19 protein-coding genes and 1 tRNA gene are annotated in these 15402 nt (G+C 52.6%); 9 read left to right on the top strand and 11 right to left on the bottom strand.

Annotated elements, in window-relative coordinates:
• Nucleotides 1–155: 155 nt before the first annotated feature.
• The 3 genes from BY447_RS03605 to BY447_RS03595 form a co-directional block, all read right to left on the bottom strand.
• Nucleotides 156–231 (bottom strand) — tRNA-Asn (locus BY447_RS03605).
• A 103-nt stretch (nucleotides 232–334) separates the two neighbouring features.
• Nucleotides 335–1111: a DgsA anti-repressor MtfA gene (mtfA, locus tag BY447_RS03600; protein ID WP_110330534.1), complete on the bottom strand. Its 777-nt coding sequence runs from the start codon at nucleotides 1109–1111 to the stop codon at nucleotides 335–337.
• A gap of 172 nt (nucleotides 1112–1283) precedes the next feature.
• Nucleotides 1284–1961 (bottom strand): hypothetical protein, encoded by a 678-nt coding sequence (locus tag BY447_RS03595; RefSeq protein ID WP_033783409.1) that lies wholly within the window; start codon nucleotides 1959–1961, stop codon nucleotides 1284–1286.
• Nucleotides 1962–2572: 611 nt separating this feature from the next.
• Between BY447_RS03595 and BY447_RS03590 the strand changes: the two genes are divergently transcribed.
• Together BY447_RS03590 and BY447_RS03585 are read left to right on the top strand one after the other, a co-directional pair.
• Complete coding sequence (locus tag BY447_RS03590) at nucleotides 2573–3277, top strand: phosphohydrolase (RefSeq protein ID WP_013358304.1); 705 nt, start codon at nucleotides 2573–2575, stop codon at nucleotides 3275–3277.
• A gap of 72 nt (nucleotides 3278–3349) precedes the next feature.
• Entirely contained in the window at nucleotides 3350–3631 is a 282-nt protein-coding gene (locus tag BY447_RS03585) for an Arc family DNA-binding protein (protein WP_033783405.1), read from the top strand.
• Nucleotides 3632–3857: 226 nt separating this feature from the next.
• Here BY447_RS03585 and dcm read toward each other — a convergent pair whose 3' ends face one another.
• A complete protein-coding gene (dcm, locus tag BY447_RS03580; protein WP_110330533.1) occupies nucleotides 3858–5234 on the bottom strand; it encodes a DNA (cytosine-5-)-methyltransferase in 1377 nt (458 codons plus the stop codon).
• Nucleotides 5235–5424: 190 nt separating this feature from the next.
• On the opposite strand from dcm, the gene BY447_RS03575 reads away from it, so the two are divergent.
• The 5 genes from BY447_RS03575 to BY447_RS03560 all read left to right on the top strand — a co-directional run bounded on the left by BY447_RS03575 (nucleotide 5425) and on the right by BY447_RS03560 (nucleotide 7681).
• Complete coding sequence (locus BY447_RS03575; RefSeq protein WP_013358301.1) at nucleotides 5425–5904, top strand: very short patch repair endonuclease; 480 nt, start codon at nucleotides 5425–5427, stop codon at nucleotides 5902–5904.
• A gap of 52 nt (nucleotides 5905–5956) precedes the next feature.
• Nucleotides 5957–6232, top strand: a complete 276-nt coding sequence (locus BY447_RS03570; RefSeq protein ID WP_033733066.1) for a hypothetical protein — start codon at nucleotides 5957–5959, stop codon at nucleotides 6230–6232.
• A 10-nt stretch (nucleotides 6233–6242) separates the two neighbouring features.
• Entirely contained in the window at nucleotides 6243–7154 is a 912-nt protein-coding gene (locus tag BY447_RS03565) for a DUF808 domain-containing protein (protein ID WP_013358299.1), read from the top strand.
• A gap of 33 nt (nucleotides 7155–7187) precedes the next feature.
• On the top strand, nucleotides 7188–7319 hold the full coding sequence (locus BY447_RS23475) for a hypothetical protein (RefSeq protein ID WP_003854444.1): 132 nt from the start codon (nucleotides 7188–7190) through the stop codon (nucleotides 7317–7319).
• Nucleotides 7320–7501: 182 nt separating this feature from the next.
• Nucleotides 7502–7681, top strand: coding sequence for a YodC family protein (locus BY447_RS03560; protein ID WP_013358298.1), 180 nt, complete (start codon nucleotides 7502–7504; stop codon nucleotides 7679–7681).
• 84 nt (nucleotides 7682–7765) lie between these two features.
• Here the strand turns inward: BY447_RS03560 and BY447_RS03555 are convergent, their stop codons facing one another.
• The 3 genes from BY447_RS03555 to BY447_RS03545 form a co-directional block, all read right to left on the bottom strand.
• The gene (locus BY447_RS03555; protein WP_013358297.1) at nucleotides 7766–8986 is read right to left on the bottom strand and encodes a glycosyl transferase; all 1221 of its coding nucleotides are present in this window, start codon (nucleotides 8984–8986) and stop codon (nucleotides 7766–7768) included.
• 30 nt (nucleotides 8987–9016) lie between these two features.
• Nucleotides 9017–9808 carry a mannosyl-3-phosphoglycerate phosphatase-related protein gene (locus BY447_RS03550; protein WP_110330532.1) on the bottom strand — a complete coding sequence of 264 codons (792 nt, stop codon included), beginning with the start codon at nucleotides 9806–9808 and terminating at the stop codon, nucleotides 9017–9019.
• A gap of 354 nt (nucleotides 9809–10162) precedes the next feature.
• Nucleotides 10163–10396, bottom strand: a complete 234-nt coding sequence (locus BY447_RS03545) for a DUF2525 domain-containing protein (RefSeq protein WP_110330531.1) — start codon at nucleotides 10394–10396, stop codon at nucleotides 10163–10165.
• A gap of 316 nt (nucleotides 10397–10712) precedes the next feature.
• On the opposite strand from BY447_RS03545, the gene BY447_RS03540 reads away from it, so the two are divergent.
• Both BY447_RS03540 and dsrB read left to right on the top strand, forming a co-directional pair.
• Nucleotides 10713–10871: a YqaE/Pmp3 family membrane protein gene (locus BY447_RS03540; RefSeq protein WP_013358294.1), complete on the top strand. Its 159-nt coding sequence runs from the start codon at nucleotides 10713–10715 to the stop codon at nucleotides 10869–10871.
• Nucleotides 10872–10933: 62 nt separating this feature from the next.
• Complete coding sequence (dsrB, locus tag BY447_RS23345; protein ID WP_013358293.1) at nucleotides 10934–11128, top strand: protein DsrB; 195 nt, start codon at nucleotides 10934–10936, stop codon at nucleotides 11126–11128.
• 104 nt (nucleotides 11129–11232) lie between these two features.
• Here dsrB and BY447_RS03530 read toward each other — a convergent pair whose 3' ends face one another.
• The 4 genes from BY447_RS03530 to fliQ form a co-directional block, all read right to left on the bottom strand.
• Nucleotides 11233–12939, bottom strand: a complete 1707-nt coding sequence (locus BY447_RS03530; RefSeq protein ID WP_013358292.1) for a methyl-accepting chemotaxis protein — start codon at nucleotides 12937–12939, stop codon at nucleotides 11233–11235.
• Between the two features lie 141 nt (nucleotides 12940–13080).
• Nucleotides 13081–13716 (bottom strand): transcriptional regulator RcsA, encoded by a 636-nt coding sequence (rcsA, locus tag BY447_RS03525; RefSeq protein WP_013358291.1) that lies wholly within the window; start codon nucleotides 13714–13716, stop codon nucleotides 13081–13083.
• 627 nt (nucleotides 13717–14343) lie between these two features.
• A complete protein-coding gene (gene fliR, locus BY447_RS03520; protein ID WP_013358290.1) occupies nucleotides 14344–15129 on the bottom strand; it encodes a flagellar biosynthetic protein FliR in 786 nt (261 codons plus the stop codon).
• Nucleotides 15129–15398, bottom strand: a complete 270-nt coding sequence (gene fliQ / locus BY447_RS03515; protein ID WP_003854466.1) for a flagellar biosynthesis protein FliQ — start codon at nucleotides 15396–15398, stop codon at nucleotides 15129–15131. Before fliQ ends, fliR begins: the two co-directional genes overlap by 1 nt.
• Between the last annotated feature and the right edge of the window lie 4 nt (nucleotides 15399–15402).

The raw sequence follows: 15402 nt of genomic DNA, 5'->3' as shown, positions 1-15402 counted from the left end.
CGGCTGGTTTTTTGCAGTTATGGCCGCCGGACTTATCAGGAATGTGCGGGTAACTGCAGGCGGGTCCAGATGGTAATCAGAAAGGAGGAGAAAATTGGCAATACTGAAAAGCAAAAAGCCCGCTCAGGTTTCCCTGAGCGGGCTTTTCTAAATTCTGGCTCCTCTGACTGGACTCGAACCAGTGACATACGGATTAACAGTCCGCCGTTCTACCGACTGAACTACAGAGGAATCGTTTGAACGAGGCGAATATTAGCGGCGTCGCACTGAGGTGTCAACAGCAAAAAATACATTATCATTCAACTGGCTAGCTTTAGCACAAAGCGATCGGGATTTAAGCAGTTTGAGCCGCGTCAGAAGCCATCCTGCTCAGGGGATCCTGCTGGTAAAACTGGCGCAGATGCTGATACATGGCGGGAAAGCGTTCGGCCAGCAGAACCGGAGCCGTAAAGAAATATTCAGAGAGTACGGCGAAGCACTCAGCCGGATCGCTGGCCGCGTAGGGATCGATAGTCGCAGCCTGTTCACCTGCCAGTTCCACTTCACTTTCAATCTCTGCCATCGCGGCTCGCAAATCCTTTTCCCACTGGGCTACGTCACGCAGCGGCATGACCGGAACGCCGCTGGTATAACCGCTGCCGCGCGCATCCAGTTTGTGTGCCACCTCATGGATCACCAGATTAAAGCCGGAGAGATCGAAAGAGTCCTGAATATCAAGCCAGTTGAGGACGACCGGCCCCTGGGTCCAGCTCTGTCCGGCGTGAACGGCAGGTGCGCTGTGAACCAGTCCATCTTCATCCTGCCACTGATCGTCGACCTCAAACGGCTCGGGATAGATCAGCACCTCATGAAAACCGTCCAGCCACTCCAGACCCAGCTTTAGCACCGGCAGAGAGAAGAGCAGGGCGATCCGCACGCTGCGCAGTTCATCCAGTTGAACGCCCCCGAGAGGCACCAGTTTTTTCTGTTGCAGAAAGCGCTTTGCCAGCTCCACCAGCGCCTGCTGTTCAGACTCATCCAGCGGGCTGAAGACAGGCTGTGAAAGCGCCTGTTGCCACGGCAGTGCCGCCAGCATGGTGTCGTTATGCGTTTTCCAGGGCCATTTAAACATCGCAACTCCTGCACAGAACCGGGCTATGTCATTATCCTGACGCGGCAGACATAAAAATGCCAGCATCGAATGCTGGCATCTTCTGTCTGACTTCAGGGCTGAAGGCTGTCTATTCAACCCGTTAGCGCGGCCGTTGTCTGTGATTCAACCCGCAAAGCGCAGGGTTGAGGCATTACCTGCGTTCAACGCGCTGAAATTCAATGACCCAGACCCAGGGATTCACTTCCCAGCTGGTCGCGCCGTACTGTTTTTCCCAGGCTTTGCGATACGCCTCTTTAGGTGACTCAGAATTAACGTTCATGGTGAAGAAGTTATTAAGGAAGTGCGAGTCGGTCTGTACGCCCTCCGCCATAATGTCATCTTCACTGATATCCTGAATCTTTTCCGCACGTACGCCGGTAATTTCCAGGTTGATACGACTGGCCCAGCGCGGCATGTGGATGGCGGTCTGCCAGCCAAACTCCTCGGCTTCCGGGGTGCTCATCGCATGCTGACCCAGCTCATTACTGTCGGCACGATACTGGCAATATTCCGGCAGGCGAAACGGCGTCGGGTCACGTTCATATTCGGCCAGATCGCTTTCTGGCACCATCGGGCCGCGCCAGGTTTCACGTACCCAGAGGATGTCGCCCGATTTGCCGTAGGGACACTGATAGCTGATGTCGGTCATCGACATCATCTTGTAGCCATGCAGATGGTTAGCACTCACGTCGAAAGCATGAACGCCTTCGTGATGATCCTGTCCCGGCCCGAAAGCCTGAGTTTTCATAATGCGCCGGGTTTGTGTTTGCTGGCCAACCAACAGGGCACGAACACGCTGTTCGGAAAAAAGAATCGGCCGTTCTTTCATGGATTACCTCTTTTTATTAGTAGAACCCGGTTACTGCTGTAAACGTCCATTTGCTTCACATCTGAGAGTTATCATAAAAGCTTTAAATCATTTTGCTTAATAATTTGTCGCCTGACAGTCACTTTAAAATTGTCACGTTGGGTGTTAAAAACCAGCAAAATGCAAAAAGCGCACCAAAGCTTATCACGCAATCAGCAGAACGCGACGAACAGCCCGGATACAGTACGTTATAACAATAAAAATAGGAACCTTTTCAGACTTTTTCACCTGCTGTTGCCAACACTTTTACAATTAATTGCGTGACAAAAAAAGGCTAAGCACGGCCGGTTTAACGGGTTCAGAATGAATCAAACATTACTGCTGTTAAACTAATTTTCTTAGCAGCAATTCACTGAGGAAAGGCTGAAAACCGCCGAAATTGCGGTATTTATGTAACATAGGTGCTATACAGATGATCCAGATCTCATTTTTCTGCCCGAAATCGCTGGCAGCGCCGCTCTTTTCAACAGCACTGTAAAAAAAGTGTCATTAGCCAGTCGCTATGATGGCTTGCCGTTTGCGCACTGATCACGACAGAGAATCGGCTGTCGATCACTACAGGGAGATAGATTATGTCACTTACACTTTGGCAATCCCGCTATGAAAGCTGGTTTCAGGCGAACTGGATCCACGACGACGGCGCGCACGATATCGCCCATCTGCGACGCGTCTGGATGAGCGCGCAGCGAATCATGACCGGCACGAAGGCGGACCCGCTGGTGGTGCTCACCGCCTGCTATTTTCATGATGTAGTGAATCTTCCCAAGAATCATCCCGAACGGCATCTCGCTTCTACTTATGCAGCGACGGAAACGCAGCGCATTCTGCAGCAGGATTTTCTCGATTTCCCGGCAGAAAAGATTGAAGCCGTAATGCATGCCGTTAAAACCCACAGTTTCAGCGCTGGTATTCCGCCAGAGACGCTTGAAGCCAGAATCGTGCAGGATGCAGACCGGCTGGAGTCGCTGGGCGCAATCGGGCTGGCACGGGTCTTTTACACAGCCGGTGCACTGAATCGCCCGTTATTCGACAGTCAGGATCCGCTGGGTAAAGATCGCGAGCTGAATGATGTTAAGTGGACGCTGGACCATTTCCAGAAGAAGCTGCTGCGTCTGCCGGAAACCATGCATACCGAAACCGGCCGCATGCTGGCTGAGCATAACGCCGATTTCCTGGTGCGCTACATGGCGAAGCTTTATGCCGAGCTTCAGGGCAATCTGGTGGGGATGGATGAGGGCGTACTGCGGGATTTCACACCATTGAAAACCGAATATTAAATTTTTATGACAGTATGTTAATCGAAACGGTCATCCGGTAGCGTGTGAGCAATAACAAAAAGGAGCTGCCCGATGACCGAAACTGTTAATTTAACGATTAAAATTGATCCCGAGCTGAAAGAAACGATTAAACAGCTGGCGCTGGAAAACCAGATTTCAATGAGCCAGGAAATTGTGCAGCGTTTGCAGGCCAGTCTGGAAACGCATCCGCATCCGGCCATTGATAATCAGGACATCACTGAAGAGGGCGCCGAAGAAACGGGTGCCGCTGACGTGAAAACCGATGGACTGAGCGCCAGCGAGTTGAAACAGATTCGCCTGCTGCTGAAGAAGCAGAGCAAGAAAAAGAAATAAAACAGAAACCCGTCGTAAGACGGGTTTTTTAATTCCTTCGTGGGTTAAATCCGTTAAATCTGTCCGCAACGCAATAATTCAACGCGCAGGGAACAGGGTCAGAAGAGGAAAGCGTCCCGCGCCATGGACGGCGCGGGCCGAGCAGTCATGGATGACAGTTTTTGCGTCTTTCCGATCTGACCCTGTTCCCTGAGCTGGCGCAATCTCACAGCTAATCTGGACGGGATTACGACTTCAATTGACGAATATGCGGCAGCAGCAGCTGGGCGACCGCTGCGAATACCGGCACGACCACCGAGTTACCAAACTGCTTGTAAGCCTGGGTATCTGAAACCGGAATGCGGAACGGCTCGCGGCCCGGCACATCAAAGCCCATCAGGCGTGCGCATTCGCGCGGAGAAAGACGACGCGGACGCCGTGCCATGTTATCCGCATCCTGAAACTCCGCTTCACCCAGCGCGCTGTCCCAGCCGCGGTCGATCAGAATCTCTGAGCCATCTTTGTAGTAGCGTGCTGACAGCGTCCGCACGCAGCAGTCAGGATTGCGCGGATCGTTAAGGCCAAAACCAAAGCCGTTACCTTTTGCTTTATGCTTTTTCGCATACTGGTAGAGGTAGCGCCACAGCACCGGCGACAGAATATATTTGTCGTCTGGCGCCTTCTCTAACAGGCTCTGCAGGCTGGGCACCTGCGCCGGATAGAAACGACGGATATCGCGTAGCGTGAAATCCTGCTTTTTCAGGTCACGGCGAATCCCCACCAGCACAATGCGTTCGCGATGCTGCGGCAGGAAGTGACGCGCATCGATCACTTTGGCATCCGGGCTGCCGGCTCCGGCATCGGCCACGTCATAGCCCAGCTCATCCAGCGTCTCCATGATAATGGCGAAGGTACGGCCCTTATCGTGGCTCTTGAGGTTTTTCACATTCTCCAGCACAAAAAATGGCGGCTTCTTGGCGGCCAGAATGCGCGCAACATCGAAAAACAGCGTGCCCTGCACCTGACACTCAAACCCGTGGGCGCGGCCCAGCGCATTTTTCTTGCTAACGCCCGCCAGCGAAAAGGGCTGGCAGGGAAAACCGGCCAGCAGCACCTGATGATCGGGGATCGCCGCATCGATCGCGCGGTAAATCGCTTCATCGTCGGTCAGACCTTCCGGCTGGGTCACCTGCCGGATATCGGTATTGAAGTGATGCTCCAGCGGATCGCTATAGTGGTTAGCTTTATAGGTGCGAACCGCCTCTTTATTCCATTCACTGGTGAACACACACTTGCCGCCGATTGCCTCGAATCCTTTACGGATGCCGCCAATACCGGCAAAGAGATCGATAAAACGAAACTCAGGATTATCATAGTGGGCGGGCCGGGTCGGCAGCAGACTCTGCAACAGCGACAGCTCCGCCTCACACAGTGGCGGCAGGGCGCTTTTACCCTGACGGATCCGGTTCAGCAGGGCCGGTGTCCAGCAGGAAAATCCCGCCTGCTGCAGTCGGGCCGTGAGATCACGAACCGAATAGATGTCCAGCACCTGTCCAAAGAGTTCAGACGCATCAGCAGATGAAAGTGCAGCAGAGAGTGGTTCAGCGAGGGCGGCGGGATGCATGCGTTTTTCCTTAACAGTAAGCAGCCTATGCTAACACTCCAGAGGCTGCGAGGAAATTGCCGGGGTGTGCCCTGTGACAGACCGCCGGAAACTTCTGTTTTTGCGGCGTAATCTCCGAAGTCGCCCGGCAGCGGCTTTCGCTTTTCGTGGCGCAGGCTAAAGTTACAGAACCAGCAAAAAAGGAGAAGTTATGGCTGATGTTCACTCCAGCGAAACACGCAGCAAAAATATGCGTGCCATTCGCGCTCAGGATACGGCCATTGAGCAACGTATTGCGCTGTTACTGAAAGATCGGGGATTCAGCTTTCGCGTGCAGGATAAAAACCTGCCGGGACGGCCTGATTTTGTCCTGACCGAACAGCAGGCGATTATTTTTGTTCATGGCTGCTTCTGGCATCGTCATCACTGCTATCTGTTTAAGCTGCCGGCGACGCGCACGGAATTCTGGACCGGAAAAATCAACAGCAATGTTGAACGTGACCGGCGTTATGTGCGCCAGCTGCAGGAAAGCGGCTGGAAAGTGCTGATCATCTGGGAATGTGCGCTGCGTGGCAAACTGCGCCTGGCGGATCAGGATCTGCTGGAACGGCTGGAGGAGTGGTTGCTGGCGATGTCGGAGAGTGCCGAGATCGACCATCAGGGCATTCATCATTACAACGCGGATTGCTAATCAGGACCATAATTGGTTAGATCTGCGCTTTCTCCGTGGCCAGGAGCCTGACATGAGCAGCATAAAACTGACGGTTAAACGCCTTTACCAGATTCGTGACGAGCGGATGGTGAACACTAAAGCCACTGCACGGGTCTATTGCGGCGACAGGCTTATCGCTACGGAGGAGATCACCGGCATGACCGAGAGCCCGGTCAGCAAATACCTGCATGCTGAAGGCGCAGAAGGTGATGCGGTGCGGGTGGAGTGGGATTGTGAGGGCATCGCTGAGATGACCGTAACGGAAATTGAGCGCTGCCCATGTTGTCAACATAACGAACCAGACTAAGGATAAGATTTTGGCGGGCACCAGTTTACTGACTTTACTTGATGATATTGCAACACTTCTGGACGATATTTCCGTCATGGGAAAAGTGGCGGCAAAAAAGACCGCTGGCGTACTGGGCGATGATTTGTCGCTGAATGCACAGCAGGTTACCGGCGTAAAAGCCAACCGTGAGTTGCCCGTGGTGTGGGGCGTGGCGAAAGGATCGTTTCTCAACAAACTTATTCTGGTGCCGCTGGCGCTGATTATTTCTGCGTTTGCGCCCTGGCTGATCACGCCATTGCTGATGCTGGGCGGTGCCTATCTCTGCTATGAAGGCGTGGAAAAGGTGATGCACAGTCTGCAGCACGACAAGCAGAGCAAATCACCGGAAGCACGTCAGCAGCGCCTTGATTCGCTGGCGAATCAGAACGCGGCAGAGTATGAGAAGAAAAAAATCAAAGGTGCGGTGCGCACTGATTTTATCCTCTCGGCAGAAATTGTTGCGATTACCTTAGGGATTGTCTCGGAAGCGCCGCTGCTCAACCAGGTGATCATCCTGGCGGGCATCGCCATTCTGGTCACCATTGGCGTCTACGGCATCGTAGCGGGCATCGTAAAAATTGATGATCTTGGCTTCTGGCTGCGTGAGAAACCGTCGCGCGTTGCGCAGGGTATTGGCAGCGTGCTGCTGGCCGCCGCGCCCTGGCTGATGAAGATTCTCTCGGTGGTCGGCACCCTGGCGATGTTCCTGGTCGGCGGCGGTATCGTGGTGCATGGCATTGCGCCGCTGCATCATCTGATTGAGGAAGTCAGCGGCGGATTCAGCGGCTGGATCGCGATGCTGCTTAGCAACGGCGCAAACCTGGTGCTGGGCTTTATCATTGGGTCGATCGTGCTGTTAGTGGTCAACCTTATTGCCAGAGTGCGCGGAAAATCGGTATAAAGCGCACTGTGATTTACGGTCAGGAGAATGACGATGAACGACGACATGTTTGAATTTGATATCGACGCACAGCTTGAGCAGGCTGAAGCGAAAGCAGAGAAAAAAGCCAGCGAAGTGCCGGATGATCTCGGTGACGAAGCCGATTGCGAAGGCTGTAAAATCTGACGTCAGCGTCAACACTTCATCAAAGCGGATAAGTTTTATCCGCTTTTTTTATTTTCCGCATATCCAGCTGCTTAATTCTGAATTTGCCCGTTTTTTGCGTGCCTTAACAGGCAAGGGTCGGCTTTGCCTGCTATAAAGAAAATAGTCACTCAGGTTAATAACACGCATGAGAGGAGCGCCCCATGGTTTTCGCAATCAGTGAAGAAGTGCAGCACAAGGAAGAAGGTCATACGATGGTGGTGACCGGCTACGCCAGTGGCATGGTGGAATGCCGCTGGTATGACGGCTATGCCGTGCGCAGTGAGGCTTTTCGCAGTGATGAACTTTGCGCGCTGAATCCTGCGCAACAACTGGCAAGCTGAGAGCCTCAGGCCTGAGGGTCAGAGACCCGACAGGCCCGGTTTCTGACTGCCTGAGGCCCGGCACACTCCCTGTGCCGCCCTGTTTCAGACGTTACCGTCATTATCCTCTTCAACCGCCTGATAGATGCGCTGCAATACATCCGGGAACGCCGACTGAACCCGGCTCCAGCTGGGTATAAACGGCTTATCGTTAGGACGTTCAATAAACGCCTGTCCCGCTTCCAGAATCGACTGAGTAAACATCTCCACCGCGGCCTCTTCGACGTGCTGATCAAACTTCAGTCCGTTCATTGCCGCCTCGTGGTTATAGGTCTCCATCATATCCAGCGCATTACGGTAATAGGTTGCCTTCAGCACCCGGAATGAATCGCTGGTCAGCGGCACACCCATGGTCGCGAGCTTACGCAGCAGGGACTGGACGATATCGCTGCTCATGCGCTTCAGGCCGCCGGTGCCATCATCTTCGGCCAGCGGCTGATGCTTGTGATCGTAGTTATCGGCAATCTCAACCTGGCACGACTGGCGGGTAGTGTAGTTACGGTAAATCTCCGACAGCACGCCAATTTCCAGACCCCAGTCACCGGGAATTTTGATGCCGTTCAGCACATGCGTTCGCATAGCGAACTCGCCGGAGAGCGGATAGCGGAAGCTTGTCAGGTAATCCAGGTATTCCGAATGACCATAGACTTTCTGCAATGAGCGCAGCAGCGGCCCGACCAGCAGACGTCCGACGCGGCCGTTAAGCTTGCCATCCGCGACGCGCGCATAGAAGCCCTTACAGAACTCATACTGAAACGCCGGGTTAGCCAGCGGGTAGAGCAGACGCGCCAGCATGCCGCGCTCATAGGTCACGATATCGCAGTCATGCAGCGCCACGCAGCTGGTGCGGTCCGACGCCAGCGTATAGCCGGTGCAGAACCAGACGTTGCGCCCTTTGCCGGGATTAGTGGGCGACAGACCCTCTTTATCCAGTTCTGCATCAATGGCTTTCAGACGCGGGCCGTCGTTCCACAGAATGCGATGCCGTTGCGGCAGGCGGGAGAAGAACTCGCGGGCAAACAGGAACTGGTCGCGGTCGGCCCGATCCAGACCAATCACGATCTCATCCAGATAGGGCACTTTCGCCAGCTCATCGACGATTTTCGTCAGCGCCGGGCCTTCAAGTTCAGAAAACAGCGATGGCAGGATCAGCCCCATTTTGCGTTTGCGGGCAAAGCGAACCATCTCTTTTTCCAGCGACTCCACGCTACGGTGGGTAAGGTTGTGGAAGTTGGTGATTACGCCATTCTGATAAAAGTCACTCATCGCATCATCCTTTTAATGCCCGTGGGCAGCTTATTGAGGTTGAGTCAAAAAATAGTCCAGTCCTTCACGCCAGCCTTCGGGGCCATGGTGAGCGGTGTGATAGACCTGCTGCTGATCGGTCCGGCTGAGTGTTACCGGTGTTTTACTGTAGCCCTTAATCACTACGGCATAATCAACTGCATCCAGCATCGGCGCATCATTCGGCCCGTCACCGAGGCCAATTGTGATGCGCGCTTCACCGGGAGAATGGTCCAGCAGCCAGCGCAGCGCTTCACCTTTGCCGCAGCCTGCTGGCATCACATGCCAGAAACGGCCGCCCTGCGTCAGCGCCAGCCCTTCAGCACCCAGTGCCGCCTGAAAGCTATCGAAAGCCTCGTCACTGTCGCGCCAGACAATCACTTCAGACGCGTCGCGCTGGCGTGAAAGCGCGGCATCTGCCTCACTCAGTCCGGTCATTGAGGCCACTTCCGGATCGGAGAAGTCATGAAAGCCGGTAAAACGGTAGGCTGTTTTCAATGCGGCCAGCCGCTGGCAGAGTGCGTCATAAGTCAGCGTATTATCAGGCAGACGGATACGCTGCTGATCCTGCGTCTGGACCACGGCACCGTTTTCGGCAATAAAGGGTGAACCACTGATCCCCAGTTTTTTTTGCAGCGGAATGACTTCGGCGGCTGTCTTACTGGAACAGATCACCAGCGGAACCTTGTGCTGTTTCAGCGAGGTAAGCCACTCCGTGGCCGCATCCCAGCGATAGGTATGGTGGTCGAGTAGGGAACCATCGAGATCGGTAATAATCATTAACGGCTGTTGAAGATCGGGCATTAACAGGCTCCTTTCATCACGTTCGCGGCTAAAGCAGCGATTTTTCAATATTATAGTTGAATATGGCTCACACTTTTTTTCCTGCCACGCTGAGTGAAAATCCAGGATAAATCTTAAAAAAGAAAGGGGGAAAAGCGAGGGATGCAGGAAGTGTGCGGGCGCTAAGTCACTGGCAGGCGCGGTGTTTTCGGTAACTATTGCCCCATAACGACCCGGTTCGTTGCAGAAACGTGCATATCTGATACTTGTTTTGGTGACGCGTTCGCGTAATCTGCAGAGGTGTTAAGAATTCCCTGGTGTAACGAATTGAATTTTTACCCGGCCTTCCCGCCGGGTATTTTTTTGAAATCGATTTCAACGGTTAGCTTCATAGGCGCGATAGTCACAGATGTCGATTTCAAACGCTTCTGCCAGTTCGGTATACGAGTGAAAAATCTGGCCTTCAACTTCAAGCCGTGGCAACTGGCCCTGCTCCATATATTCCCGTATCTCTCCTGACGTTTTCGCCTGAATCGCCGCCAGTAAACCCTCAACATCAACCTTCAGATCGGACGCCGGCATATCGGTGTGCTGCTTTTCGTCTGTCATTTTCTGACTCCTGAGAGCAAACAGAATAATCAGTATAGAACGCCGGGCAGAAAGAGGGGATCGGGCAGATCGCAGGCAAAAAAAAGCCCGCGCTGCGCGGGCAAAATCCTTGTTACTTTAGGTTGTGGCTGCACCTATGGGGGTGGTGCAGTAGAGGGAGTGTAAAGGCCAGGCGCGTAAGAAGTCTTGCGGTGAAATGTTAAGAAATTGCAAAAATGGTCCTTACTCAGATTTACCTGACTTTGCCCCTGAACAGAGCAGATTCAGCTATAGTTGATGATAAAGCTGATTTTTTTCAATACCTAAAGGAATGGTTATGGACATCTTGAGAATTATTATCGCAATTCTGCTGCCACCGCTGGGCGTATTCATGCAGGTCGGTTTTGGTGGTGCTTTCTGGCTGAATATTCTGCTGACGATCTGTGGTTATATCCCTGGCATCGTTCATGCCGTCTGGGTCATTGCCCGTCGCTAACGCGCTGCATCGCGCCGGTTCTTCGTTTAGACTGTACGCAGTTAATAATCAGGAGAACCGAAATGAAGGTAAATGACCGCGTCAGCGTCAAAACCGATGGCGGCCCGCGTCGCGTTGGCACCATTCTGGCTATGGAGCCCTTTAACGAAGGCACTATGTTTCTGGTCGCGCTGGAAGACTATCCACTCGGCATCTGGTTTTTTAATGAAACGCAGCAGCCGGATGGCATTTTCGTCGAGCCTTACCACGACGCCTGAGCCTGACGTGCATAAAAAAGCCCCGTTACGTATAGCGTAACGGGGCTTTTTGCATTCAGCGCCGCTGCCGTTGATGACAGTCGCTGATGCTTACCAGCATGGCGTCAGAAGGTTTCCCAGTTATCACTACCGGTGGCCAGCGCCGGACGCGGTGTCAGAGCGGGTGTTCTGGCTGGTGAAGTGACGCGCGCGGCCACACTTTTCGTGGCAGGCGAATCCTGCAGACGGAATGCCGCCACCGCCTGTGTCAGTTTGCCCGCCTGATCTTCCAGCGAGGCCGCTGCCGCAGAGGCTTCTTCCACCAGTGAGGCGTTCTGCTGAGTGACGTTGTCCATCTCAGTGACCGCCTGGCTCACCTGCTGAATACCCCGGCTCTGTTCGTCCGATGCCGCTGCGATCTCCGACATGATATCGGTGACGCGACGTACCGCCTCGACAATCTCACCCATAGTGCTGCCCGCTGCGCCAACCTGATGCGACCCGTCATTAATCAGCGTAACCGACTCAGCAATCAGGGATTCAATCTCTTTAGCCGCCTGCGCACTGCGCTGGGCCAGATTGCGCACTTCGCTTGCTACCACCGCAAAGCCGCGACCCTGTTCTCCGGCACGCGCAGCTTCAACCGCTGCGTTCAGCGCCAGGATGTTGGTCTGGAACGCGATACTGTTAATGACGTTGGTAATCTCAGCGATTTTCTTCGAGCTGCCGGAAATGTTGGTCATGGTTTTCACCACGCTATTGACCAGATCACCCCCGCTGCGCGCTTTGCCAGAGGCATCCGCGGCCAGCTGGCTGGCGTGATGGGCATTCTCGGCGTTTTGTTTAACCGTGGCGGTGAGCTGTTCCATGCTGGCAGCGGTTTGTTCCAGTGCTGCCGCCTGCTGCTCGGTGCGTGAAGAGAGATCGGTGTTACCGGCGGAGATTTCGCTGGAGCCCTGATAAATCGCGACGGCACCCTCACGAACTGTTCCGACGGTGGTCACCAGCGCCTGCTGCATCAGTTGAAGATTGTGGATCAATGTACCAATCTCACTGCGGCCAAAGGGCAGGGGAGCAGAGGTCAGATCACCCTGTGCAATGCGTTCAATGCGCAGCACAGACTGACGCAGCGGGTTAATCACTACACGGCGCAGGAAGACGAAGGTCATCAGGACCAGCACCAGTGCGGCACTAAACGCCACAGCCATCGAGATAAAACCGATGCGCGACTGACGATCGGCTTCTGCGGTAATCGCACTGGCGCGGTCAGTACGGATTTTGATTGCCTTCAGTAACACCGCGTTATAGTCATCATCCAGCTTGCGGGTAACGTCCGTCTCCTGGGCGATAATGCCCTCAAAGCTGCCCTGTTTACCGGCGTTGATCATCGGTATCAGGCCTTTATTGATGTAATCGTTGAAGCGTGCCTGCAGCGTGGTATCCAGTTCCATGTCAGCGGGGGTCTTCACTTCACGTGCCTGATAGACAGCAAAGCCGTCTTTAGCCTGCTGAATACGTTTTTCAGCCGCCGCCACGTTGGCGCGAAATTCGTCCATGTCACCAATACGCGCGGCGGCACCGGCCTGAATAATGGTCAGGCGTGCCGTACGCAGATGGTTAGAACTGTTAGCGAGGCCCATACGAACCTGAATTTCGTTCGTGGCATCATCGAGGGAGTGGTTACTTGAAATCAGAAAGTAACTGGCGACACCAATACAGAGTGCGAACAGCAGCAAAATGCCGCCAAAGATCAGGCTAAACAGCGGTACCAGGCGGAGATTCTGCCAGATACCAGCGCTTTTCTGTCCATCATTATCTAATGCAGTGTTCATATCCTTGCTCTCTTGAGGCTGTTGTTATAAGGCTTAACATCGGCAAAAGAGCGTAAAGGCTTAGCGGCAAGAGTGAGACCTGGCTCCCAATTCAGCGCAAAAAAAAACCGGCCATTAAGGCCGGTTCTTCAGGTCTGACGATCAGCGAATATTAACGTAAATACCCGAGGTCACATTATCGGTTAAACGCACCACATGATAAATAACCTGTTTATTATGGGTTTTGATTTTGCGTTTAATATTACCTTTGTGTGACGATACCGTTTTGGCCTTAATTTGCATTTTATCTGAGATCTGAATGGTGTCATGACCTGACATCCACATCTTCAGCATGTTTGACTCAGTCTGGCTCAGCGTCAGCGGGTGAACATCCATGCCCGAAGAGATGCGCGCAGACTGATTAAGCTTCTTCTGCAAATAGGTGCTGAGTAAGGAATCCAGGGTCGATGTCTTCATCGATTTTGATGTAATAATCAGGTTCTTACGAACGTAGAGATATTCCTCAAAATGGATATTGCTAATCGCCATGAATATAAAGAACAGCGTATCAGGATGCTGCGTAATAATACTGCGGATACGTTCGCTGGAATCGGACTCATGAATGAAACAATCTTCATTAATAAAGACGACACCAGGATTTAATTGCTCACATTTTTGCTGTAGTTGCTCAATATCGGAGACAGAAGAGATATTTTTCTTCTTAACTCCTTTTGAAGACATGTAGTCTGATAATCCCAGGCGTGTGTAGTTGCAGGAATCCATAATAATAGTTGGCATAATAGCGACCCTCACCAATTTGTTATCCGTTTAAATCAACGATGAATACGCGTTGCGGTACGAGAGAGATTTCTTAGGTACTTTTTTATTCTGCTCGTGCAGTGTGGCAACAGGCAAACGCCCGTAAAAGTCTTCATCCCTGACCCGTTCTGCAAAAAATTTGTGCTGCCATGACGTCACACATTCTCCGGCAATGGCGGGGAATGCCAGTGAAGTGCCGGAGATTCAGTAAAGCGCATTTTTTGAGACCTGTGTCACTATCCCTGAAAACAGGAAGTTTTCTGATAGGACAATTCTCAAAAACATTTGTTTTACGAAAGTGTGATGTCTCAGCGTGCGATGACAATGCCGGAAAAAACATTTTTTAACAAGAAAAATCACTTAAAGTTTTTTTTCTTGTAAATTCAGTGCATTGCCGGTTTTGCCTGCACATTCACAGTCTGACAGCTTCTGTGAACCACCCAACTAAAATACGCGAAGCCCGGTTTAATAAGAATTATTTTCAGACTCTCAGCACATTTATCAGAATTTCCTTAGTTGCATTCTGGAAAACATGGTTCGGAAAATGCACGGATGGTTTTGTGATACTTAAGTGTCGCTGAGCGAAGGTAGTTAGAAACTTAATGTTCAGGGGCGGGATAGTTCTGTCAGAAACAGGGCGAGTAAATCAAATATTTCACTGAACAAATGCTCACAGAACGGGGCCAGCAGGGGCATCAGCAGGCTGATGGTTAAAATTCCGACTGATAAGGTAATCGGGAAGCCAATTGCGAAGATTGATAACTGTGGTGAAACACGGTTTAACAAACCCAGTACCAGATTTACCATGAGTAACAAAACGATTAAGGGCAGCGCTAACATCATGCCATTAAGGAAAATTAATCCGCCGGATTTCACCAGCGCCATAAATGCGTTCGCATTTAGCGGGTGACCGCCAATCGGCAGCGTATGAAAACTGTCCGCCAGCAGTGAGATCAGCCAAAGATGTCCGTTAAAGGTCAGGAACAGCAGCATGGCCAGCATGTCGAGAAAACGGGCCAGCACCGGCATGTTAAGACGGCTGCCAGGGTCAAAAAAGGTGGCGAACGAAATGCCCATCTGCAAACCAATGACTTCCCCGGCAAGGCGCACAGCCGCAAACGCAAACTGCATGGTAAAGCCCAGTGCGATACCAATCAGCATCTGCTGGATCAGCAGCCAGAATCCGGCAGGAGAAAACAGTGTCACATTGACAGCAGGTAACAGCGGCATCAGCAGCCAGGTGATCATCACGGCCAGTCCGATTTTGACACGTTTGCTGACGGATCGTTCATTGAGGATGGGTGCGGTGGCGAACAACGCCATGATACGCACCAGTGGCCAGAAGAACTGGCTGACCCACTGAACCAGCTGGCTGCTATCGAGAGTAATCATCAGCCGATGATATAAGGCAGGTTGGTAAAGACGGTGCGGATATAGTCCAGCAGCAGATTCAGCATCCACGGGCCGGCAATGATACCGGTGGTCGCAACCGCCAGGATCTTAGGAATAAAGGATAAGGTCTGTTCGTTGACCTGGGTCGCGGCCTGGATCAGGCTAATCAGCAGACCGCTGACCAGGGCTGCCAGCAGCAGCGGGGCGGCCAGCATCAGGGCGACGCGCATCGCTTCCTGTCCCATTACCATTACTGATTCGGGTGTCATGTCG

The sequence above is a fragment of the Pantoea sp. JKS000250 genome, assembly GCF_003201065.1.
GTDB classification, from domain to species: domain Bacteria; phylum Pseudomonadota; class Gammaproteobacteria; order Enterobacterales; family Enterobacteriaceae; genus Pantoea; species Pantoea vagans.
The sequence above is the reverse complement of the archived record's forward strand: the minus strand, read 5'-3'. Positions and strand labels throughout refer to the sequence as shown.